The organism is Pyxidicoccus caerfyrddinensis, assembly GCF_010894405.1.
Lineage (GTDB): Bacteria > Myxococcota > Myxococcia > Myxococcales > Myxococcaceae > Myxococcus > Myxococcus caerfyrddinensis.
Genome location: NZ_JAAIYA010000003.1, coordinates 454389 through 474385, shown reverse-complemented (window position 1 = coordinate 474385; position 19997 = coordinate 454389). Strand labels below are relative to the sequence as shown.

General features: G+C 71.5%; 21 protein-coding genes and 1 pseudogene. 14 read left to right on the top strand and 8 right to left on the bottom strand.

The features are described 5' to 3' along the window. Nucleotides 1-82 precede the first annotated feature (82 nt). Complete coding sequence (locus tag G4D86_RS09105) at nucleotides 83-799, top strand: CTP synthase C-terminal region-related (seleno)protein (protein WP_163991651.1); 717 nt, start codon at nucleotides 83-85, stop codon at nucleotides 797-799. A gap of 3 nt (nucleotides 800-802) precedes the next feature. On the opposite strand, the gene G4D86_RS09100 is transcribed toward G4D86_RS09105, so the two are convergent. Further along, complete coding sequence (locus tag G4D86_RS09100) at nucleotides 803-1657, bottom strand: SDR family oxidoreductase (protein ID WP_205519505.1); 855 nt, start codon at nucleotides 1655-1657, stop codon at nucleotides 803-805. 101 nt (nucleotides 1658-1758) lie between these two features. On the opposite strand from G4D86_RS09100, the gene G4D86_RS09095 reads away from it, so the two are divergent. Then, on the top strand, nucleotides 1759-2223 hold the full coding sequence (locus G4D86_RS09095) for a winged helix-turn-helix transcriptional regulator (RefSeq protein ID WP_163991649.1): 465 nt from the start codon (nucleotides 1759-1761) through the stop codon (nucleotides 2221-2223). On the opposite strand, the gene G4D86_RS09090 is transcribed toward G4D86_RS09095, so the two are convergent. Then, nucleotides 2204-2974: a class I SAM-dependent methyltransferase gene (locus G4D86_RS09090; RefSeq protein WP_163991647.1), complete on the bottom strand. Its 771-nt coding sequence runs from the start codon at nucleotides 2972-2974 to the stop codon at nucleotides 2204-2206. The two genes, G4D86_RS09095 and G4D86_RS09090, sit on opposite strands and share 20 nt — an antisense overlap. Nucleotides 2975-3051: 77 nt before the next feature. Continuing rightward, a complete protein-coding gene (locus G4D86_RS09085) occupies nucleotides 3052-3513 on the bottom strand; it encodes an acyl-CoA thioesterase (protein WP_163991646.1) in 462 nt (153 codons plus the stop codon). A 98-nt stretch (nucleotides 3514-3611) separates the two neighbouring features. On the opposite strand from G4D86_RS09085, the gene G4D86_RS09080 reads away from it, so the two are divergent. From G4D86_RS09080 to G4D86_RS09055, 6 genes are all read left to right on the top strand, one after another. Next, a complete protein-coding gene (locus tag G4D86_RS09080) occupies nucleotides 3612-4304 on the top strand; it encodes a cupin domain-containing protein (RefSeq protein WP_163991644.1) in 693 nt (230 codons plus the stop codon). After that, nucleotides 4294-6138, top strand: coding sequence for a metallophosphoesterase (locus G4D86_RS09075; RefSeq protein ID WP_420821849.1), 1845 nt, complete (start codon nucleotides 4294-4296; stop codon nucleotides 6136-6138). The genes G4D86_RS09080 and G4D86_RS09075 overlap by 11 nt, the downstream gene beginning before the upstream one ends. Before the next feature lie 48 nt (nucleotides 6139-6186). Next, the gene (locus G4D86_RS09070) at nucleotides 6187-6582 is read left to right on the top strand and encodes a hypothetical protein (RefSeq protein ID WP_163991642.1); all 396 of its coding nucleotides are present in this window, start codon (nucleotides 6187-6189) and stop codon (nucleotides 6580-6582) included. A 130-nt stretch (nucleotides 6583-6712) separates the two neighbouring features. Further along, nucleotides 6713-7360: a YiaD family glycine zipper/OmpA-like lipoprotein gene (locus G4D86_RS09065; RefSeq protein ID WP_240360133.1), complete on the top strand. Its 648-nt coding sequence runs from the start codon at nucleotides 6713-6715 to the stop codon at nucleotides 7358-7360. Nucleotides 7361-7826: 466 nt separating this feature from the next. After that, entirely contained in the window at nucleotides 7827-8525 is a 699-nt protein-coding gene (locus G4D86_RS09060; protein WP_163991638.1) for a hypothetical protein, read from the top strand. A 181-nt stretch (nucleotides 8526-8706) separates the two neighbouring features. Further along, nucleotides 8707-10104: a serine hydrolase domain-containing protein gene (locus tag G4D86_RS09055; protein ID WP_163991636.1), complete on the top strand. Its 1398-nt coding sequence runs from the start codon at nucleotides 8707-8709 to the stop codon at nucleotides 10102-10104. A 9-nt stretch (nucleotides 10105-10113) separates the two neighbouring features. On the opposite strand, the gene G4D86_RS09050 is transcribed toward G4D86_RS09055, so the two are convergent. Further along, on the bottom strand, nucleotides 10114-11550 hold the full coding sequence (locus G4D86_RS09050) for an aminotransferase-like domain-containing protein (protein WP_163991634.1): 1437 nt from the start codon (nucleotides 11548-11550) through the stop codon (nucleotides 10114-10116). 196 nt (nucleotides 11551-11746) lie between these two features. Between G4D86_RS09050 and G4D86_RS09045 the strand changes: the two genes are divergently transcribed. Both G4D86_RS09045 and G4D86_RS09040 read left to right on the top strand, forming a co-directional pair. Beyond that, the gene (locus G4D86_RS09045; RefSeq protein ID WP_163991632.1) at nucleotides 11747-12109 is read left to right on the top strand and encodes a DUF2917 domain-containing protein; all 363 of its coding nucleotides are present in this window, start codon (nucleotides 11747-11749) and stop codon (nucleotides 12107-12109) included. 244 nt (nucleotides 12110-12353) lie between these two features. Then, nucleotides 12354-13265, top strand: coding sequence for a DMT family transporter (locus G4D86_RS09040; protein ID WP_163991630.1), 912 nt, complete (start codon nucleotides 12354-12356; stop codon nucleotides 13263-13265). On the opposite strand, the gene map is transcribed toward G4D86_RS09040, so the two are convergent. Then, on the bottom strand, nucleotides 13252-14247 hold the full coding sequence (map, locus tag G4D86_RS09035) for a type I methionyl aminopeptidase (protein ID WP_163991627.1): 996 nt from the start codon (nucleotides 14245-14247) through the stop codon (nucleotides 13252-13254). The two genes, G4D86_RS09040 and map, sit on opposite strands and share 14 nt — an antisense overlap. Beyond that, on the bottom strand, nucleotides 14244-14465 hold the full coding sequence (locus G4D86_RS09030; RefSeq protein WP_163991626.1) for a hypothetical protein: 222 nt from the start codon (nucleotides 14463-14465) through the stop codon (nucleotides 14244-14246). Before G4D86_RS09030 ends, map begins: the two co-directional genes overlap by 4 nt. 216 nt (nucleotides 14466-14681) lie before the next feature. Between G4D86_RS09030 and G4D86_RS09025 the strand changes: the two genes are divergently transcribed. Together G4D86_RS09025 and G4D86_RS09020 are read left to right on the top strand one after the other, a co-directional pair. Next, on the top strand, nucleotides 14682-16643 hold the full coding sequence (locus G4D86_RS09025; protein WP_163991623.1) for a serine/threonine protein kinase: 1962 nt from the start codon (nucleotides 14682-14684) through the stop codon (nucleotides 16641-16643). Beyond that, nucleotides 16640-17587, top strand: a complete 948-nt coding sequence (locus tag G4D86_RS09020; protein ID WP_338050596.1) for a DUF2381 family protein — start codon at nucleotides 16640-16642, stop codon at nucleotides 17585-17587. Before G4D86_RS09025 ends, G4D86_RS09020 begins: the two co-directional genes overlap by 4 nt. Nucleotides 17588-17774: 187 nt before the next feature. On the opposite strand, the gene G4D86_RS09015 is transcribed toward G4D86_RS09020, so the two are convergent. Next, complete coding sequence (locus G4D86_RS09015; RefSeq protein ID WP_163991619.1) at nucleotides 17775-18053, bottom strand: TraR/DksA family transcriptional regulator; 279 nt, start codon at nucleotides 18051-18053, stop codon at nucleotides 17775-17777. A gap of 236 nt (nucleotides 18054-18289) precedes the next feature. Here G4D86_RS09015 and G4D86_RS09010 point away from each other — a divergent pair, with 236 nt between their 5' ends. Beyond that, nucleotides 18290-19102 (top strand): YwiC-like family protein, encoded by an 813-nt coding sequence (locus tag G4D86_RS09010; RefSeq protein ID WP_163991617.1) that lies wholly within the window; start codon nucleotides 18290-18292, stop codon nucleotides 19100-19102. A gap of 520 nt (nucleotides 19103-19622) precedes the next feature. Further along, nucleotides 19623-19775 (top strand): hypothetical protein, encoded by a 153-nt coding sequence (locus G4D86_RS09005; RefSeq protein ID WP_163991615.1) that lies wholly within the window; start codon nucleotides 19623-19625, stop codon nucleotides 19773-19775. A 20-nt stretch (nucleotides 19776-19795) separates the two neighbouring features. Here G4D86_RS09005 and G4D86_RS54275 read toward each other — a convergent pair. Next, a pseudogene (locus tag G4D86_RS54275) lies at nucleotides 19796-19918 on the bottom strand (helix-turn-helix domain-containing protein); the annotation flags it as partial. Nucleotides 19919-19997: the final 79 nt, after the last annotated feature.

The window sequence follows — 19997 nt, the reverse complement described above, 5'->3', positions numbered from 1 at the left end:
GGCTGCTATCCGCGAACTCCCTGGCGCATCCCGCTCGCGCTGCTGTCGCGTACCCGGAGCGGTCGAACCGTCAGGAGGAACCGTGAGCCACCCCGTCGTCCGTATCGGTCTCGTGGGAGACCGCAGTCCCGCCGTGCGCGCGCATGGCGCCATCCCCGTGGCCCTGGAGCTCGCGGGCCGGGCGCTCGGTGTGTCCCCCGAGCTGACCTGGTTGAGCACACGCCAGCTGGACGGAGTGCGCGAGGACACGCTCACCCCGTTCGCAGGAATCTGGTGCGTCCCCGGCAGCCCCTACGAGAGCATGGACGGCGCACTCTCGGCGATTCGCGTGGCGCGCGAGCAGGGCCTCCCGTTCCTCGGCACCTGCGGCGGCTTCCAGCACGCGCTCATCGAGTTCGCCCGCCACGTGCTCGGCCTGCGCGAGGCGGACCACGCCGAGTCCAACCCGGACGCCGCCCTGCCGCTGGTCGGCGCCCTCTCATGCTCGCTGGTGGGCACGCGGGGCAAGGTGACGCTGACGGCGGGCTCCCACGCGGCCCGGGCCTTCGGCCGCACCGAGTCCACCGAGGCCTACCACTGCAACTACGGCCTCAACGCGCACTACCGGCACGTGCTCGACGGCGCCGCGCTGCGCATCACCGGCGAGGACGAAGAGGGCGCCGTGCGCGTGGTGGAGCTCGCGGCGCACCCCTTCTTCCTGGCCACGCTGTTCCAGCCCGAGCTCAGCGCGAGCACGGGCCAGCCCCATCCGCTCGTCCAGGCCTTCCTCGCGGCGGCCTCCGCCCGCGCGGCCCGGTGAGCCTCAGCGCTTGAAGGCCACCGCCACCGCGTCCGCGAGCGGCGTCGTCGGCCGGCCGATGAGGCGGCGCAAATCCCCCGAGCTGTCGTTCAGCTCGCCGCGGGAGGCACCGACATCGGAGTCCGCCAGAATCTCCGCGAACGGCCCCGGCACGCCGGCTCCCACGAGCACGCCCTGGTACTGCTGGGCCGGCAGGTTGTTGTAGGCAATGGGCTTGCCGGCCTGGCGAGACACCTCGGCGGCGAGCTCGGCCATGGTGAACGGGACGTCACCCGCCAGCTCGTACACCTTGTTCTCCTGCCCCGGCGTGGTCAGCACCGCCGCCGCGGCCGCCGCGTAGTCCGCCCGGGTGGCCGCCGCGACGCGGCCCTCGCCCGCGCTGCCCACGAGCGCGCCGTGCGCCAGCGCGGGGCCCAGATTCTCGGTGTAGTTCTCGAAGTACCAGCCATTGCGCAGGAACACGAAGGGCAGGCCCGAAGCGCGGATGGCCTCCTCGGTGGCCTTGTGCTCCCCGGCCAGCGCCATGCGCGTGCGGTCCGCGTGCAGGATGCTCGTGTAGGCCAGCAGCCGGACTCCGGCCTTCTTCGCCGCCGCAATCACCGCCTGGTGTTGCGTGGCCCGCTGCCCCACCTCGTTGGAGGAGATGAGCAGCACCTTCTCCACCCCGGCCAGCGCCGCCCCGAGCGTCTCCGGCCGGCTGTAGTCCGCCTGGCGCACCTGGACGCCGCGCGCGGTGAAGTCCGCTGCCTTCGCGGGATTTCGCACTCCTACGGCGACCTGGCTGGCGGGGACCTTCTCGAGCAGCTCCTCGACGACGAGACGACCGAGCTTCCCGGTGGCGGCGGTGACGAGAATCATGGGGTGAATCTCCTGGCGTGAATGCTTCGTTGAAACGCGAGACTCACCGTAACGGCGGTACTAACTATTCGTAAGTACCTACCTTGAGGTAAGTTACTGGCATGGCGACGACGAAGGGGCCCCGGCACCTGAGCCGGATGATGACGAAGCTGGCCGAGCAACGTGGCGATGTGCACGCGGCGGACTGCCCTTCCCGTGGCGTCCTGGAGCACGTCACCAGCCGCTGGGGCGTGCTGGTGCTGGTCGCCCTGCTGGACGGTACGCACCGCTTCAGCGAGCTGCGGCGGAAGGTGGCGGGGGTGAGCGAGAAGATGCTCGCCCAGACGCTGCACGCGCTGGAGGAGGACGGCTTCGTGCTGCGCGAAGTCCATCCGGTGATTCCGCCGCACGTGGACTACACCCTCACGCCCCTGGGCGAGGAGGTCGCCGGACACGTCGAGGCGCTCACCGACTGGATTGAGGAGAGCCTGCCCCGCATCCTCGAGGCGCGGGCCCGGCAGGCGCAGGCGCCGCGCAAGAATGCCAGCGAGCCCAGGGCCCGGCGCGTCACGGCCTCCGGGCGGTGAGGATGGGCTGGTAGAAGCCCGTCTCCTCGGGCGAGTACCACCGCGTGTCCATGAGGCCGGCCCGCGTCAGGGCCCGCTCCAATTCCACGCGCTGGAGGGCGCGGTACACGCCGGTGTGCTCGGTGGTCTGCCACCCGCTGCCCTCGGGGCGCAGGATGAACTGGTGCACGGTGTACGTCCGCCCGTCGGCGGACCAGTCCCAGAGCTGGAAGAGGATGCGGCGTCCCTCGGGGGCGTCGAGCACCCGCTCCGAGGTGAAGCGCGGCTGCTGCGTCACCAGCGTGTCGTAGTCGCGGATGCTCAGCGCCAGCAGTCCACCCGGGGTCAGCTTCGCCGCCATGGCGTGCGCGGCGGCGTCGAGGTCCTCGTCCGTCAGCAGGTGCGGCACCGCGTTGTCGAAGGCGAGCACCACGGGGAAGAGGCCTGCCACCTGCGTGTCCAGCGTGCGCATGTCCGCCACGCCCGTGGTGAGGGTGACGTGCATGGCGCGGGCCTCGCGCTCGGCGCGGGCCACGGCGGCGGGGCTCAAGTCAGTGGCGTGGACGACGTAGCCGCGAGCCGCCAGGCCCAGCGCCTGGGTGCCGATGCCACACGCACAGTCGAGCACGCGCCGGGGCGGAGGCGCGCCGCAGCGGCGCAGCAGGGCATCCAGCGCGGCGCCCTGCCGCTCCACCGTCTGCGCCCAGTTGGCGAAGAGCAGGTGGTACTCCTCCGCCAGTCCTTCGTAGAACCCCAGTACCGCGTCACTCATCGCGGCGTGTCCTACCACTCATGGCCGGGCATGCACCTGCCGCGTGCATGCGGGCGTCTCGCGGTGGACCGTGGGCTTCACGCCCCGAAGGACCGGCCCTCCAGCGCCTCGATGGCGGCGCGGATGGGCGCGGGGACGGGGACCTTCTCGTGGGTGCCGTACTTCAGGGTGACGATGACGCAGCCGCCCCGGGTGTAGAGGATGCCGTCCTCTTCGCCGGCCACCGCGTGCTCGATGGTGATGGACGAGGTGCCGATGCGGCTGACGCGGGTGCCGGCCAACAGGCGCGCGGGGAAGACGACGGGGCGGAGGTACTCCGCATTCGTCGCCGCGAGGATGGGGCCGACGCCGCCCGGCGTCCTGTCTTCCCCCGCGCCCGAGGGCCCGGTGAGGCCCACGCGGGCGAAGTAGGCGATGCGGGAGGACTCGAACCAGGTGAAGGTGCGGGCGTTGTTGGCGTGGCCGAAGGCGTCCATCTCGCTCCAGTGGAGCGTGAAGGGGACGACCACGGGAAAGTCCTTGAGGGGGGAGTGCGACATGGCGGCCAGGGTGCCCCAGGCCGGGCGCCCAGGGAACGGAGAACCGCGCCTGCCTGCCCTCCAGACAAGGGGCACCGACGTGGTAATTCATGGGGGTCATGCGCTCCCGCCTCCTGATTCCCGTGCTCGCACTCAGCGGTACCGCCGCGCTGTCCTGGGCCCGCGAGCCGGCGCCCCAGTCCGCTCCCGTGTCCGCGAAGCCCGCCACAGCGGCTCCGTCCACGGCGGCGCCCACCGCGCCCGCGAAGCCCGCCGCCCGGACTCCCGCGCCCGCCGCATCGGCCGCGAGCCCCGCCGCACAGGCGACTCAGCCGACCACTGCTTCCGCGCCCGCCTCTACATCCACGGCAGTGCCCACCGCGCCGGCCGCACCCGCGAGCCCCGCCGCTCCAGCGGCCCCCGTGCGCTACCGCGTGCCCACCTCCGAAGCCCCGCGCCACATCATCGCCGGGGGCAAGGGCCGCGCGACGCTGCTCCTCAACCCGTCCACGGGCGCCACCGCCGCGTCCGTCACGTTGCTGGAATTGCAACCCGGTGCGGAGGTGCCCGAGCACACCCACGACACGAGCGCCGAGATTCTCTACATCGAGGAAGGCACCGCGGAGATGGCCGTCTCCGGAGAGAAGCTGCGCGTCGGCAAGGGAGACGCCGTCTACATCCCCGCGGGAGCGAAGCACTCGGCGCGCGTGTCGCCGGGTCCGACGTTCAAGGCCGTGCAGGTGTACGCCGGCCCCGGCCCCGAGCAGCGCTTCACGCAGGGCCCCCGGGAGAACGCCCCCCATGGCCGGTGAGCGGAACACGGCGGCCGCGCGCACGGACGAGTCCACCTCCTCCTCGCCCGCCCTGACCACCCCCGAGCGTCCACAGCCGGTGTCGCCACGCGAAGGCCTGCCCATCTCCGACAGCGGCATGGCCACGCATCCGCGCGAGCGCGTGGACATGGTGCGCTGGCTGCACCCGGCGCAGCTGTTGCGCACGGGCCTGGACGCGCTGGTGGCGGCGGTGTTCGGCGCGCGAGCGGACCACCGCCTCATCGAGGCCGTGGTGCGGCCGCAGTCGCCCTACTTCGACTACTCGCAGGAGGCGCTCCCCGAGGGCGACTTCTGGCTCGACTACGTGGCGGACACGGGTGACGGGTGGAACTCCACGTACACCGTGGCGCGGCTGCTCGCGCTGCCCCGGCTGACGCTGCCCGTGCGCGGCATCTCCCGGGGCGAGCCGTACGAGACGAAGCGCGGGCGGGTGCTCGTGTTCGGCGGGGACGGCGTGTACCCGGGGGCCAGTCGCGAGGTGTACGAGGAGCGGCTGGTGCAGCCCTACGAGGCGGCCATGCGCCGCTCGCACGCGCCCAACCCGGACCTGTTCGTCATTCCGGGCAACCACGACTGGTACGACGGGCTGTCCGCCTTCATGCGGCTGTTCTGCGCGAACCGGTGGATTGCGGGCCGGCGCACGCGGCAGAGCCGCAGCTACTTCGCGCTGAAGCTGCCGCACCGTTGGTGGCTCATCGGCACGGACGTGCAGCTCAACAGCGACATCGACGTGCCCCAGGTGGAGTACTTCCGCGAGGTGGCCCAGCACATGGGGCCGGATGACCGCGTCATCCTCTGCAACGCGGAGCCTGCGTGGATTCTCGCGGCGGCCGCGCGGCGCAAGGGCAGCTACCTGGAGAACAACCTGGAGTACCTCCAGGAGAAGGTGCTGGGCCGGCGCATCAGCGTCTTCCTCGCGGGAGACTTGCACCACTACCGCCGGCACGAGGACGCCGCGGGCCGGCAGAAAATCACGGCGGGCGGAGGCGGCGCCTTCCTGCACCCCACGCACGCTCCGGCGGCGCACGTGCTGCGCGACGGCTACACGCTCCAGAAGAGCTTCCCGGACGAGCGCACCTCCCGGAAGCTGGCGCGGAAGAACCTGCTGCTCATCCGCTACAGCCCGCTCTTCGGGTTGATAACGGGGGCGCTCTACCTCCTGCTCGCGCTCGCGGCGTACGCGGAGGTGGGCTCGCTAGGGCTGACGCAATTGCCCAAGGTGGTGATGGCGGTGGCCAACAGCATGGTGAGCCGACCGTGGACGCTGGTGCTGGGGCTCGGCACCATCGGCGGGCTCATCGGCTTCGCGGACCCGCACTTCGGGAAGTGGCGGACGCTGGCGGGGACGCTCCACGGGCTGGGCCACATCCTCGGCGCGTTCTTCACGGCGTGGGCGGCCACGTACTTCACGGTGAGCGGTCTGGGCGTCTGTCCGGACCTGACGGCGGACGGGCTCAACTGCGCGGACGGCTGGGCGCACCTGGCGGGCAAGTTCCTGCTGTCCTCGGGCTTCACCTTCCTGTTCGGCTTCCTGGTGGGCCCGTTCGTCATGGGGCTGTACCTGTGGCTGAGCGTCAACTTCTTCGGGGCCCACTCCAACGAGGCGTTCATCTCGCTGGCGCTGCCGGACTGGAAGAACTTCCTGCGCCTGCACATCAACGAGGACGGGCACCTCATGGTGTACCCGGTGGGCGTGGAGCGCGTGCCGCGCGAGTGGAAGGCGACGCACGCGGGCCCCTACGCGCCCGCCTTCGACCCGGATGACCCGAAGGCCACGGCGCCGGTGCTCATCGAGCCGCCCATCCGCGTGTAGCCGGGACGCGCGTGCGGTAGCCTCGGGGCCTCGAACGAGGGGTTCTCGATGCGCGGCTCGAAGCAGGCGGTGGGCGTCTTCGCTCTCCTGGTTTCCTCTCCCGCATGGGCCAGCGACATGTGCGAGCTGGGCGCGCTGGTGTTCCTGCCGCCCGTCTTTCTCTGCGCCGTCGTCGCCTTCTTCGTCGGGCTGGTGGTGCGCGGGCCCACGGCCACGCTCGTCTGGAAGTGGCTCCTGGGGCTGTGCGCCATTCCCGTCTTCGGCCTGGGCGCCATCTCCATGGGCGGCGCGTACCACGGCTCGGAGCTGAGGCATGTGGGCATGTTCAACGCCTCGGCCTGGGCCCTGGGGGTACTGCTCGCGGCGTATGTCTGGTGCTTCTGGCGGCTGCCGAGCGCGAAGGTGGAGCAACGGTCGGGTATCGAAGCGGACCCCGGAACCTGACGCGGCTGCCCGCCCCACGGCCGAAGGAGCAGGTGATGCCTGGACAGCAGGCAGCCGTCCGGGGCTCCCCATGCGTCACATGAATCTCCACCGTGTGGAGCCTTCCAACCCAGAGACAAGGAGGCTTCACGTGACGACTCGAAAGAACGCGGCGGTTCGGAAGACGGCGGCGGCGGTGCTCCTCTCCACGGCGCTGCTGGGCATGGGCTGCGCCACCCCCGGGAAGCGGACGGCGACAGGCGCGGCCGTGGGCGGAGTCGCGGGCGCGGGCGCGGGCGCCATCGCCGGTGGCTGGAAGGGCGCGGCCGTGGGCGCCGCGGCGGGCGCGGCCGTGGGCGGTGGCGTGGGCAACTACCTCGACAAGCGCGCGCAGGAGCTGGAGAAGGTCGCCGAGACGAAGAAGACGGATCACGGCCTGCTGCTCAACCTCCAGAGCGAGCTGCTCTTCGAGACGAACAGCGCCGTGCTCACCCGGGACGCGGTGGCGCAGCTGACGCAGATTGGCGACATCCTCGCGAAGTACCCGGATGACCGCCTCACCATCGAAGGCCACACGGACAGCCGGGGCACGGAGCCCTACAACGAATCGCTGTCGCTGCGGCGCGCGGACGCGGTGGCGCGCGTGCTCAAGGGACGCGGCGTGGAGGAGCGGCAGATGGTGGTGCTCGGCCAGGGCGAGACGGAGCCCGTCGCCCCCAACACCACCGACCAGGGCCGCACCGCCAACCGGCGCGTCGAGCTGCACATCGACATGCCGCAGGTGACTCGCGCGGGCTGATGAGCCACCGCCCCGGGCGGCGGGTCCGCGGAAGGAATGTTCCTTCCGCTTCCGCCGTGGGCTCGGGAGGAGCCGGCTACGTCTCGGAAGGAACGTTCATTCCGCTTCCGCTGCGGGCTCGGGGAGCCGGCCACGTCTCGGAAGAAACGTTCATTCCGCTTCCGCCGGGGCCCGGGAAGCCGGCCACGTCTCGGAAGGAACGTTCATTCCGCTTCCGCTGCGGGCTCGGGGAGCCGGCCGCGTCTCGGAAGGCACGTTCATTCCGCTTCTGCTGCGGGCTCGGGGAGCCGGCCGCGTCTCGGAAGGAACGTTCGTTCCGCTTCAGCCGAGGGCTCGGGGAGCCGGCCGCGGCTCGGAAGGAACGTTCGTTCCGCTTCAGCCGAGGGCCGGGGCGCCAGCCGCATCTCGGCTGAAGCCGGCGCGAGGGGGCGGCCCGGCCGTCCGCGTCCCGGAGTAGAAGGACGCCATGGACGTCTGCCTCTTCCTCACCCCTCCCGAGGGCCTCACCGGCCTGCTCACCCCGGAGCGGCTCACGACGTTCCGCGCGTGGTTCATCCACGAGTGGACCCAGGACGCGCCTCCGGGTGAGCAGGAATTGGAGGAGGACCTCCAGGCCACGGTGGCGCTGGTGGACCACCTCGTCCACGAGGGCGGCGCGGCGCTGGCCCGCCCGCCGGCGCGCCTCCAGGGCTCGGTGGTGGACCTGCTCGACGAGCTCTCCGACTTCTTCACCCGAGGCGAGCACGGAGCGGACGACGCCCTGGTGCTGGCCACGGAGCGCAAGCCGGACGACCGGGACGTCCAGGCGGCGGAGGCCGTCATCGGCTCGGCCTGTCCGGAGCGGACGCGTCAGCTCTGGAGACACCTCGTCTGGGGCCGCGCGCCGGGCATGGAGGTGGGCCAGGGCATCGGCCTGAAGAGGCAGATTCCGTCGCCGGGGTACTGGACGGCCACCGAAGTGAAGCAGGTGCGCGATGACCTGCGCGAGCACCTGGGCGGCCCGCCGGACTACAAGCCCGTGCGCGGCATGGCGCGCTTCACCTCCATGCTCCAGCGCGGGCTGTCACTCGCGAGCCGGGGAAGCCCAGCCGTCGCGCTGGACGCGGTGACGCACGCGGTGGACCGCGCGGCCCGAGAGGGCGCGGGCCTGATCTTCGCCCGCTGACGCCCTTGCCAGGAGTCGCGGCCGTGAAGCCCCGCCAGCCTCGCGGCGTGAAGCCTCGCGCCTGGCCGTCTTCGCCGGTCCCGCCCCATCCTGCACCCGCCGCCCATGGCCCCGTCCACGCGGTGCGCGGTATGTCCTCCGCCACAGGCGCGGACCGCCCCGCCTCGAAGGAGTCGCTCACGTGCGCAGTCTCGTCCTGCTCTCCGCCCTCCTGCTGGCTCTCTCCGCGAGCCGCGCCGCCGCCGCGCCGGCCCCGCTCCGTGAGCGCATCGACGCCTTCATGCGCGCGGAGATGGAGCGCCAGCAGGTGCCCGGCGTCGGCATCGGCATCGTGAAGAACGGCAAGGTCGTCCTCGCGAAGGGGTACGGCTTCGCCAACCTGGAGCATCAGGTCCCCACCAGGCCTGAAACCCTCTTCCAGGCGGGCTCGCTCGGAAAGCAGTTCACCGCGATGGCGGTGATGCTCCAGGTGGAGGCGGGGAAGCTCCAGCTCACGGACCCGCTGACGAAGTTCTTCCCCGGAGCCCCCGCGTCGTGGGCCGGCATCACCGTGTGCAACCTCCTGAACCACACCTCCGGCCTGCCAGACCTGGAGGGCACGCTCGACTACCGCAAGGACTACACCGACGAGGACCTCGCGCGTTTCGCCTACGCGCTGACGCTCGAGTTCGCCCCCGGCTCGCGCTGGTCCTACAGCAACACCGGCTACGTCCTGCTGGGCATCATCGTGAACCGCGTCTCCGGCACGTTCTACGGCGACGTGCTGCGGGGAAAGGTCTTCAAGCCCGCCGGCATGACGACGGCGCGCATCATCAGCGAGGAGGACATCATCCCCCACCGCGCGGCCGGCTACCGACTCGTCAAGGAGACGCTGAAGAACCAGGAGTGGGTGTCGCCCTCGCTCAACACCACGGCGGACGGCTCCATGTATGTGTCCGTGCGGGACATGATTGCGTGGGACGCGGCCGTCCAGGCGCGCGCAATCCTCACGCCGGAGAGCTGGAAGGAAATCCTCACGCCCGCGCCGCTCACCAGCGGCGCCACCTATCCGTACGGCTTTGGCTGGCAACTCGAGGAGCGGGCCGGAAAGCCGCTGCACCAGCACACCGGCTCGTGGCAGGGCTTCACGAGCTACTTCGGCCGCTACCTGGGAGAGGGCCTCTCCCTCGTCGTGCTGACCAACTCCGCGATGGCGAGCCCCTCGCGCTTCGCGCAGGGCCTCGCGGCCCTCATCGCCCCCTCGCTCGCCCCGCCGGCCCTCACCACGCCCATCGAGGACCGCGAGCCGCAAATCACCGCGCGAGTCGCGGCGCTGCTGGAGAAGACCCGTGAAGGAAAGCTCGCGCCGGCCGACTTCGCATACGTCCGCGCGGGCTTCTTTCCGGAAGGCGCGAAGATGTACCAGGCCCAGCTGAACACGCTGGGGCCCGCGGGTCAGCCGGTGCTGGTGGAGCGGCGCACGCTGGGGGATGACCGCGTGTACACGTACCTGGTGACGTTCGGGACGAAGACCTTTCGCCTGTTCGTGGGGCTCGCGCCGGACGACCGGCTGTCGGCCTTCGGGCTCCGGCCGCAGTAGGCGCAGCCGTCACGCGAGGCTGCGCGCGAGGCTGCCCAGGGTGGACATGGCGCCCTCGATTCGGGGCGTCCACGGGTGGCCGCAGCTCAGCCGGATGAAGTTCCGGTACGAGTCCGGACGCGCGGAGAAGATGGGTCCGGGGGCGATGCTGACGCCCGCCTCCAGCGCCTTCGCGTGCAGCTCCAGCGCGTCCACGCGCGGCGGCAGCTCCACCCAGAGCAGCGAGCTGCCCAGGGGGCGGGCCACGCGGGTGCCCTCGGGGAAGTGCTCGGCCACGGCCTCGGCCATGCGCTCCACCTGCGCGGCGAGCCGGCGGCGCAGGGCGCGCAGGTGCCTGTCGTAGCCGCCCTCCTGGAGGAAGCGCGCAATCGTCAGCTGCGGCAGCGTGGCGGTGGCCACGGTGTGGGAGAACTTGAGCAGCTCCACGCGCTCGCGGAAGCGGCCCGGGGCCACGAAGCCCACGCGGAAGCCCGGGGCGAGCGTCTTGGAGAACGAGCCGCACAGCATCACGTTGCCCGTCGTGTCGAACGCCTTGCACGTGCGCGGGCGCTCCGAGCCGAAGTGCAAATCGCCGTAGATGTCGTCCTCGATGAGGGGCACGTCGCGCTCGGCGAGCATGGCCACCAGTCGCCTGCGGTTCTCCTCCGGCATGCAGCTGCCCACCGGGTTGCTGAAGCTGGGCACCACCAGCACCGCGGCCACGCGCCGCCGCTCCAGCGCGGCCTGCAGCGCGTCCAGCTCCATGCCAGAGCGGGGGCTGCTCGGAATCTCCAGCGCGCGCAGCCCGAGCGCTTCGATGGCCTGCAGCGTGCCGTAGTACGCGGGGGACTCAATCGCGATGGTGTCACCGGTGCGCGCCACGGCGAGCAGGCACAGGTTGATGGCCTCGGACGCGCCGCACGTGGTGATGAAGTCCTCGGGGGACAGCGCGCAGCCCCAGTCCAGCGAGCGGCGGGCGAGCTGCTGGCGCAGCTCCGGGCAGCCGGGAGGCAAATCGTAGAGGATGCCGGTGTCCCCCGCCTCGCGGGTGAGGGCGTTGAGCTCGCGGTACAGCCGCCGGGTGGGCAAGAGCTCGGGGGCGGGCGACGCGGTGCCGAACTGCACGAGGCGTGAATCGCGCGCGGAGCGGTACACGCGGGCCACCAATGCGCTGACGGTGACGGGCGTGGCGGCGGCGGCGGGCCGGGAGACCAGGGGCTCGGCGAGGCGGGGGCGCTCGCGGCGGCGCACGTAGTGGCCGGACTGCGGGCGCGTCTCGATGAGGCCGACGGACTCCAGGTGCAGGTACGCCTGGAGCACGGTGGAGATGCTCACGCGCTCGCGGAGGCTGAGCTGCCGCACGGACGGCAGCCGGTCTCCTGCCCGCAGCGTGCCCGCGGAGATGGCGTCTCCCAGCCGCTCGGCCACCTGCTCGTACAGCTTCGGTCTATGCGCCAGCGCGCCCATGCGTCCTCCCCGGGGTGGGTTGCTTCCCGGCTTTCATCGGTACCCGGCCTGCGTCTCGCGGAACAGATACACCTCACCGGTACAGTGACCAGTACAGTTCACATACCTATTACTGTACCGGTCACAATCTGAATCCGCTGCATCTGTTCCGTTCTTCCCGCCGGGCGCATGTTGCGCGGGACAGGAGGAGGCGGCGATGACGGTGACTCCCACCTTCACGGTTCACGACTGGATGCGGGCCCTGGCGGAGCGGCTGAGGCCCGGGGCGCGCGGGGACGGGAGCGCGGGGCCGCTGTGCCTGGCGCGCGGCGCCATGTGGAGCGCGCACCTGCACGGCGGCGAGCACCTGGCGCTCACCTGCGTCGACGGGCAGCTGTGGCTCACGTGTGAGGGAGACGCGAGAGACTACGTGCTCGGTGCCGGGGACACCGTGCACGTGGACGCGCCCGGGCACGTGGTGGTGCAGGCGCTGAGGCCCGCGAGCCTCTGCCTCGCACGGTGGCCGGAGGGAGTGGAGCGGGAGCCGCGGCCCCACGGGCCGGAGGCCTGCGCGCCATGACGGCACAGTCGCGGACGCAACCCGCGCGGCCAGATACACCGGCAACGCGGCCTCTCGGCCCGGACGCCTGCGCTCCATGACGGCACAGTCGAGGACACAATCAGGACAGCCACGCACACCGGCAGCGAGGCCTCTCACCCGGACGCCTGCGCGCCATGACGGCACAGACGAGGACGCAAACACCGCCGCCCCGCGAGTCGGCGGCACGGCCCCCACGGCCCCACGGCTTGGAAACGCACAGCCCATGACGGAACAGTCGAGGACACGTGAAGGACTCCTGCTCGGCGGACTCGGAGTCCTCGCCTTCAGCCTGACGCTGCCGGCGACCCGCGCCGCCGTGCCGGAGCTCGGCGGCACGGTGGTGGGACTCGGGCGCGCGCTGGTGGCGGCAATGCTCGCGGCCATCCTCCTGGCCGTGCGTCGCGAGCGCCTCCCCGAGCGTCGTCACTGGCCCCGGCTCGCGCTCATCGCGGCCGGCGTGGTGGTGGGCTTCCCGCTGCTCTCCTCGCTGGCCATGCGCGACATGCCCGCCGCGCACGGCGCGGTGCTGGTGGGCCTGCTACCGGCGACCACCGCCGTGGCGGCGGTGTTCCGCGCCCGCGAGCGTCCCTCCGTCACCTTCTGGCTGGTGAGCGCCGCGGGCCTCGCCGCCGTGCTGGCCTTCGCGGCGGCGCAGGGCGCGGGGAAGCCCACGCCGGGAGACGGGCTCGTGCTCCTCGCGGTGGCGGCCGCCGCGGTGGGCTACGCCGAGGGCGGAGCCCTCTCCCGGGAGCTCGGCGGCTGGCGGGTGCTGTGCTGGGCGCTGGTGCTGTCCGCACCGGTGCTGCTGCCCATCGTCGCGCTCCACCTCGACGCGCGCCTGCTGCACGCCAGCCCCCGAGCCTGGGCCGGCTTCGCCTACGTCTCGGGCGTGAGCATGTTCCTCGGCTTCCTCGCCTGGTACCGGGGCCTCGCCCTGGGAGGCGTCGCCCGCGTCAGCCAGCTCCAGCTCCTCCAGCCCCTGCTCACGATGGGCTGGTCCGTGCTGCTGCTCGGCGAGGAGGTGGGGCGCGGCACGCTGGGCGCCGCGCTGCTCGTGGTGGGCTGCGTGCTCGCGAGCGCGCGCAGCCGCATCCAGCGGCTGCCCGCGCCCGAGGCCTCGCTCAAGACACCGTGAGGATTTCGGCGCCCTTCTCGTTGACGAGGAGGGTGTGCTCGAACTGGGCGCTGCGGCTGCCGTCGGAGGTGACGGCGGTCCACCCGTCGTCCCACGTCCGGCTGCCCCACCCGCCCAGGTTGATCATCGGCTCCACGGTGAAAATCATCCCGGGCTCCATGACGGTGTTGGACTCGGGCTCGTAGTAGTGGGGAATCTGCAGGGACGTGTGGAACGTCTCGCCGATGCCGTGGCCGCAGTAGGCGCGCACCACGCTCATGCCGTGCTTCGTGGCGTGGTCCTCAATCGCGCGGCCGATGTCGCTGATGGGCCGGCCCGGCTTCACCGCGGCGATGCCAACGTCCAGGCACTCGCGCGTCACCTTCACCAGCCGCTGGCTCTCCGCGTCCACGTTGCCGACGAAGTAGGTGGCCGAGCAGTCACCGTGCACACCATCCAGGTAGATGGTGATGTCCAGGTTGACGATGTCGCCGTCCTCCAGCGCGCGGCTGTCGGGGATGCCGTGGCAGACGACCTCGTTGACCGAGGTGCAGAGCGACTTGGGGAAGTTGTGGTAGTTCAGCGTGCTCGGGTAGCCGCCGCGCTTGATGTACGCCTCGTGCGTAATCGCATCCAGCTCGTCGGTGGTGATGCCCGGGCGCACGTGGGCGGCCACTTCCTGGAGCACCTCGGCGGCGGCCTTGCAGGCGCGGCGCATGCGGGCGATGACGTCCGGCGTGTTGATTTCCGAGGCATTGCCACGGCGCCCCGGCCGCCCCGTCGCCGCGTAGTCCGGGCGGGGGATGTGCAGGGGCACGTCGCGGCGCGGGCTGACGAGCCCCGGACGCACACCCTTGCGAGCGGCCTCCGGCCCCTTCTTGCGCGCCTCGACGGCGTCGGCGCCACGGTGGCACTTCTTGTACTTGGCGCCACTGCCGCACCAGCAGGTGTCATTGGGGCCGGGCAGGACGGCCGGGGGTGTACGGGGAACGGCGGTGGTCATGATTCACCTCCAACGCTGAGCTGCTCGGATTGGCGGGCGCGCATCCAGCGCACCACCTGGGGGCGGAGCCAGAGCCGGGGGCGGCCGGCGCCCAGGTCCAGCACCGGCCGTGGCATGTCCGGGTAGCGGCGCAGGTAGGTGCTGACGCTGTTGGTGTGGCTCAGGCGCAGCAACCCGGCCACCGCCTGGGCGTCGATGAGGTCTTCGGTCTTCACCATGGGACACATGTGGGCGTGTCTATACCCATAGACACGCCCACATGCACGGCTTCTTTCCGGGAGCCCCCGGGCAGGCGCCTCCTGGAGGACACCCGCGGGACACCGGGGGGCCGGGCGTTCGGACAGACGGACGCCCGCCTCCCGGGGGACACACCAGGTCTCCACGAAGCCTATCAACCTGCTAGGTTGACTGGATTCCAGGAGACTCTCAAGGTCATGTCCACGAGCATCCCCCAGGTGAATCCGGAGACACTGCCACCCGGTACGGTGGTGGGTGGCAGCTGGCGCCTCCTCGAGCGGCTGGGCGCGGGCGGCTACGGCGCGGTCTACAAGGTGGAGGCCATCCAGGACCCGGGTCGCTACTTCGCGCTCAAGCTGGCGCGGCAGCCCTTCGAGCCGCGCTCGACGCGCGAGCTGACCCTGCTGCTGGACAAGGCCGTCCACCCGCACGTGGTGGCCGTCCACGCCTGCGGTCGCTGGCCGGACGTCGTCACCGGCCACTTCTTCTTCGTCATGGACTGGGTGCCCGGCCCCGCGCTCCACCTCTGGGCGGACCTCCACAACCCCTCCTTCCAGCAGTTCGTGGACGCCGCGAGCCGCGTGGCGCTCATCCTGGACACGCTGCACGCCGGGGGCGTCCTGCACAGGGACCTCAAGCCCGAGCACATCCTCATGCGCGGCCCGCATGGAGACCCGGTGCTCATCGACCTGGGCTCGGGTGACTATGCCGGGGCGCCCACGCTCACCACGGGCCCCCTGCCGCCGGGCACGCGCCACCTGCGCAGCCCCGAGTCCGTCCGCTTCCACCAGCGCCACTGGCGCATCGACGCGCGCTACGCCTTCGCGCCCACCGATGACCTGTATTCGCTGGGCGTCTGTCTCTACCGCGCACTCACCGGCCACTACCCCTTCTCCCCCGAGTGGCCGCCGGAAGTGCTCTGCGCGGCCATCGTCTCGCAGCAGCCGCCGGCGCCCTCGGTGGTGAACCCCCGAGTGCCGCCCGCGCTGGGCGCCGTCATCCTCCGCCTGCTGGAGAAGGACCCCGAGCAGCGCATCCAGACGGGCGCGCAGTTGCACCAGGCGCTGGAGGTGGCCCTGAACGAGCAACCGGGCGAGGCGCGGGACGCCCACCTCTTCGAGTGGCTTGAGCCTCCACTCCCCGCCGGGGAAGGCGCACCCGCCCGGAGTCCGCGCACGCGCCGCCCGGAATGGCCGGCGCACAAGCACCGGCCGCCCTCGGTGGCGAGGGCGAAGCTGCTGCGCCTGTGGGCCGAGTTGCTCGGCGTGCTGCGTCCGCCACCGAAGCCCACGCCTCACGCGTCCCCCCGGAAGGCCGTGGTGGAAGGCCGAGCCCGCCGGATACATCCACGCGGCAGGCAACGGGCCCTGCTGGCGACGATGGGCGTCGCAGTGGTGGCACTGGCGGGCCTGGCCACGGCCTCATGGCGCGACACAACCACCCAGGTCGTGGATGAAACAACCACCGCAGCCGGTCATAAATTGGCCAGCGTCACGGAGGCCCCACACACTGCAACGGTCGCGAGCCCGCCACCCGCGGGGCCCACCATCGCGGCCGCCACCGCACCGGTGGCGCCACCCCAGGAAGCCTCCGCCGTGAAGAAGACCAACCCCGTCTCCGGGCTCCAGGCCCCGGAGAAGAAGCCCGAGACGCCCCGCTCCCGAGACGCCAGCAGCCTGGCCCGGACGGCTGCCACCGCCGCCGCGTGCGTGGGGCTGGCCTGTGCTGGCGCGCCCCCGCGATTGGAGCCGGCCATGCCACCCGAGGAGGAGTGCCCACGCGAGGCGATTGCGGCGATGAAGAAGCTGGATGTCTTCGATGGGGACAGCGTGTCCGTCGAGCTCGTCCCGAATGGCAAGGCCAACCCCATCACCACCGTTCACGAGGAGCGGGTCACGGCCTATGCCGTCAGAAGCCTGGGAAACATCCCCAGCCAGGCGGAGTTCTCCGGGCAGCTCTTTGCTGGAAGCAAGCGCGTCTTCGGCCGCTTCAAGACGCTGCGCTTTGAGGGTGCGCAGTACCCGGTCTGCTTCGAAATCCGTGAACTGGAGGACCGGATGCGCGGCATCCGCAGAGAGGCCGGGGGCGATGCACGGAACGCCATCATCATCTCCCGGGTCGACATCGAAGTGGTCTACCGCTTCAAGCGCTTCGAGTGACTCCCGGAGCCTGCTTCGTGTCAGCCCGGCTTCGTGTCCTGCTCTTCGCCTTCGTCGCAATCATGGGCACTGCTGTTCGAGCACAGGAGCCACCTGGCTCCGCCATGCAGGGCCGGACACGACGCATCGAGCTGACCTCCGAGCCACCCGCCACACTCCCGGAGATTTCCATCCAGCCGGGCATCGCCAGCCTCTTGCTGTTCGACACGCCGCTCGCGAGCGACGGCGTCGAATTGGAGGGCAAGGAGCGCTTCCGCCGCGTCGTCGTCGGCGAGGACACCGTGGCGCTCATGCCTTCGGAAGCGCTCCGTGAGGGAGAGCGCCTGCACCTCACCGTCCGCTTCGCCGCGGATGCAATGCCGGGTGAAGCCCACTTCCTGCTCGTGGTGGTTCCGGCGCAAGCGGACACGCAGGTGGAGGTCCTGCGCGTCCAACGCACCTCTGGGCCTGCACAGAGCGAGGCCACCGAGCTGACGGAAGAGCTTCAGCGGCTACGGGAGGAGAACGCCCGACTTCGAGCGGAGCGCGCACCCTCCAACCTCCTCGATGCCATCACGGCGCCATGGATGCGGAACCGAGGCATCGCCGCCGAACAGTTCAAGCGGCCCCTTCCTCGTGTCATGGGAGCGGACCTCGAGCTGGATGACGCCCTGTGCTTCCGAGCGGCAAGCAGGGTCGCGGTGAAGCTGACGGTGAAGTTCTCTCGAAGCGAGCGCCCCTGGTCGATGGGGAGCGCGGCGCTCATTGGCCCGGATGGCCACAGGCTGCACATCGTTCAGGTGTGGCAGTCCAAGTCCACGGCGGGAGGCGCCGCCGAGGTCCTGCTCGTCGTGGAAGCAGAGGCCTCCGGGAGCAGGCCCCTCGGCCCCCACACCCTGGAGTTGTGGGAAGCAGGAGGAGACCGCACCCTCAGGCTCGGCTCGGTGCTGTTCCCCGACCTGTAAGCTCCGTCCGGGGTGAGCAGCGAGGAACCGGAGCGCACGACGAGCCCGCGTCGGAAACCGCTCACCGTTCCACGGCCGAGCAGCGCGAAGCCGGTGCGCACGACGAGCCCGCGTCGGAAACCGCTCACCGCTCCACGGCCGAGCAGCGCGAAGCCGGTGCGCACGACGAGCCCGCGTCGGAACCCGCTCACCGCTCCACGGCCGAGCACGTCATGCAGAGACGCGCCTCGGGGACGGCGCGAAGCCGGTGCCGGCCGATGGCCCCGCCACACCGCGCGCAGCGGCCGAACTCTCCGCCATCGATGCGGGCGAGCGCCTCCTCGATGGCATCCAGCTCCTGTCGCTCCGAGTCAGTGAGCCCGGCCGCATCGGCCTCCCGCACTTCCGAGGACGCTCGGGCGCGAGCCCGCAGGCGTTGGCTGCGCTGCCGCAGCGCTTCTTGGGCCTCACGGGCCAGCATGTCCATGTTCGCCTCCCACAGCGGCCCCCTGGCGGCTTCAAGGCCATGGCCACTCCCGGAGTCGTGTGCTCCAGGGTGGGGCGAGGACATTTCAGGAACCGTGCCTCCCCGTCCCGGGCGTCCCGGACGGAGTCCCGGCGCAAGGCTTGCGCGGGCTCCCGACGCCTCCGCACCCGTTGCGCCGTCTTCCAGTCCCGCCCCCTGGCTTCAGGAGCGGAACGCCGCTTGCTCCACACCGCCCCATGCTGACCCTCTCCGACCGACCGCGGGTTTCCCTCTCCCGCCAGGCGCTGCTGCCCCGGGAACACGGCGCGTACTTCCAGCTCGGTCTGCCGCTGGCCACGGCGCTCGCCGTCACCGGTCCGAGCCCCACCGCGCTGTGGCTCGCCACCGCGGCGGTCGCCAGCTTCCTCGTGTACGAGCCCCTCCTCGTCCTGCTCGGCCACCGGGGTGCTCGCCGCCACGAAGAGGAACGCCTCCTGGCCCGGAGTCGGACGGCCGTCCTCGCAGCACTCGGAGCCGCCGCGCTGCTGCTCGCCCTTCAGGACCTCGAGCCCACCGCGCGGCCCTACCTCGCGCTTCCCGGCATCCTGGGAGCGGAGGTACTGCTGATGACCTGGGGACGGCAGGAGCGCACGCTCTCGGGCGAGCTGCTCGCGGCCATGGCGCTCGGAGCGTGGGCGGTACCGGTGGGCATCGAGGGAGGCCTGGCACCGGGGGCGGCCCTGTCCCTGTGGGGCACCTTCGCACTCGGGTTCGCGCTGGCCACGGTGGCGGTGCACGTCGTCATCCGGGCCCACAAGCCCGGCGAGGACCGCGCCCTGCTGCGCCTCGTGGGCCTTGCCGCCAGTGGGCTCGGAGTCGCGGGCGCCCTCCTGTGGACGCTGTCCACGGACGTGTCGCCATGGCGCGTGGTGGCGCTGCTGCCAGCCGCGCTGGTGGCGCTCGGAACCCTGCTCCTGCTGCCCACGCCGCGACATCTCAAGCGACTGGGCTGGAGCTTCGCCGTCGCGGGCCTCGCCACCGCCGTGCTGCTCGGCGTCGCGTTGGCATGAGCTCCGTGGCCGCTGCACGTGAAGTGCCTCGCCTGTCGGGTTGAAGCCGGCCACGAAGGCATCCAGCGGTGCAACGGACGAAACCCGCACGAGGCTTTCGGACTCCGCGACCGGAGACTGAACGGCAGACGCGGCCTGCGCCGCATCCTGCTCGGCCTCCAGCAAAGCGGGCGCTGGGGTCGTCGCGAGCGTCCCGGACATCTCGGGTTCGGGGTGCGCTGCTCCGGGAGGAGGAGAGCCTGCTCCGCGAGGCTTGTCAGAGTCTTCCGCCTTCGCCAGCGCGCGCCAGAGCGTCTGGGCGGAGGCGTGGACGTCGTCCTCGGACACCGGCTCATGTCGCTCGGCCCACCCACGCACCACTTCGGTCAGCGTCCCCCAGACGAGCACCTCGCCCGCTCGGGCGCAGCCCGGCACCAGCGCACCTTCCTGCTCCCCCTGAAGGAGGACTTCGCGCACCAGGGCCCGGGCCGCACTGCCGGGCTGCTGCCGCCCGGACGTCTCCGGGTAGCGGTGCAGGAAGGTGAAGCAGAAGGGGCCCGGCAGCGCGAACGCCCAGTTCACCAGGCTGTACCAGAAGGTGAAGAACGCCTCGCGGAAGTCTATCTCCGCGGCCGCACGCAGCTCCGCGGAGGGAGTCCATTCCGCCGAGCGGCAGAAGTCGTCCTCGCTGTAGGCCTGCGCCGCCAGGGCGAAGGCCTCCTTGCTGCCGTAGCGCCGGTACAAAGAGCCCACCGACATGCGCGCCACCCGGGCCAGCTCCTCCGCGGGCACGTGGTCGTAGCCGCGCAGCCCCAGCACCTCCGCCACGTCGAACATCATCCCACCGTGGTGCAGCTCCAGCAGCCCCATACCCCGTCCCCTTCCCCCACCCCGCCGGGCGGACCCTCACGCGGAA

Bases quoted from the DNA above. Each gene is read 5' to 3' on its own strand.
- G4D86_RS09100 (WP_205519505.1), bottom strand. From the start codon at position 1,657: ATGATTCTCGTCACCGCCGCCACCGGGAAGCTCGGTCGTCTCGTCGTC.
- G4D86_RS09095 (WP_163991649.1), top strand. From the start codon at position 1,759: ATGGCGACGACGAAGGGGCCCCGGCACCTGAGCCGGATGATGACGAAG.
- G4D86_RS09090 (WP_163991647.1), bottom strand. From the start codon at position 2,974: ATGAGTGACGCGGTACTGGGGTTCTACGAAGGACTGGCGGAGGAGTAC.
- G4D86_RS09085 (WP_163991646.1), bottom strand. From the start codon at position 3,513: ATGTCGCACTCCCCCCTCAAGGACTTTCCCGTGGTCGTCCCCTTCACG.
- G4D86_RS09080 (WP_163991644.1), top strand. From the start codon at position 3,612: ATGCGCTCCCGCCTCCTGATTCCCGTGCTCGCACTCAGCGGTACCGCC.
- G4D86_RS09075 (WP_420821849.1), top strand. From the start codon at position 4,294: ATGGCCGGTGAGCGGAACACGGCGGCCGCGCGCACGGACGAGTCCACC.
- G4D86_RS09070 (WP_163991642.1), top strand. From the start codon at position 6,187: ATGCGCGGCTCGAAGCAGGCGGTGGGCGTCTTCGCTCTCCTGGTTTCC.
- G4D86_RS09060 (WP_163991638.1), top strand. From the start codon at position 7,827: ATGGACGTCTGCCTCTTCCTCACCCCTCCCGAGGGCCTCACCGGCCTG.
- G4D86_RS09050 (WP_163991634.1), bottom strand. From the start codon at position 11,550: ATGGGCGCGCTGGCGCATAGACCGAAGCTGTACGAGCAGGTGGCCGAG.
- G4D86_RS09045 (WP_163991632.1), top strand. From the start codon at position 11,747: ATGACGGTGACTCCCACCTTCACGGTTCACGACTGGATGCGGGCCCTG.
- G4D86_RS09040 (WP_163991630.1), top strand. From the start codon at position 12,354: ATGACGGAACAGTCGAGGACACGTGAAGGACTCCTGCTCGGCGGACTC.
- map (WP_163991627.1), bottom strand. From the start codon at position 14,247: ATGACCACCGCCGTTCCCCGTACACCCCCGGCCGTCCTGCCCGGCCCC.
- G4D86_RS09030 (WP_163991626.1), bottom strand. From the start codon at position 14,465: ATGGTGAAGACCGAAGACCTCATCGACGCCCAGGCGGTGGCCGGGTTG.
- G4D86_RS09025 (WP_163991623.1), top strand. From the start codon at position 14,682: ATGTCCACGAGCATCCCCCAGGTGAATCCGGAGACACTGCCACCCGGT.
- G4D86_RS09015 (WP_163991619.1), bottom strand. From the start codon at position 18,053: ATGGACATGCTGGCCCGTGAGGCCCAAGAAGCGCTGCGGCAGCGCAGC.
- G4D86_RS09010 (WP_163991617.1), top strand. From the start codon at position 18,290: ATGCTGACCCTCTCCGACCGACCGCGGGTTTCCCTCTCCCGCCAGGCG.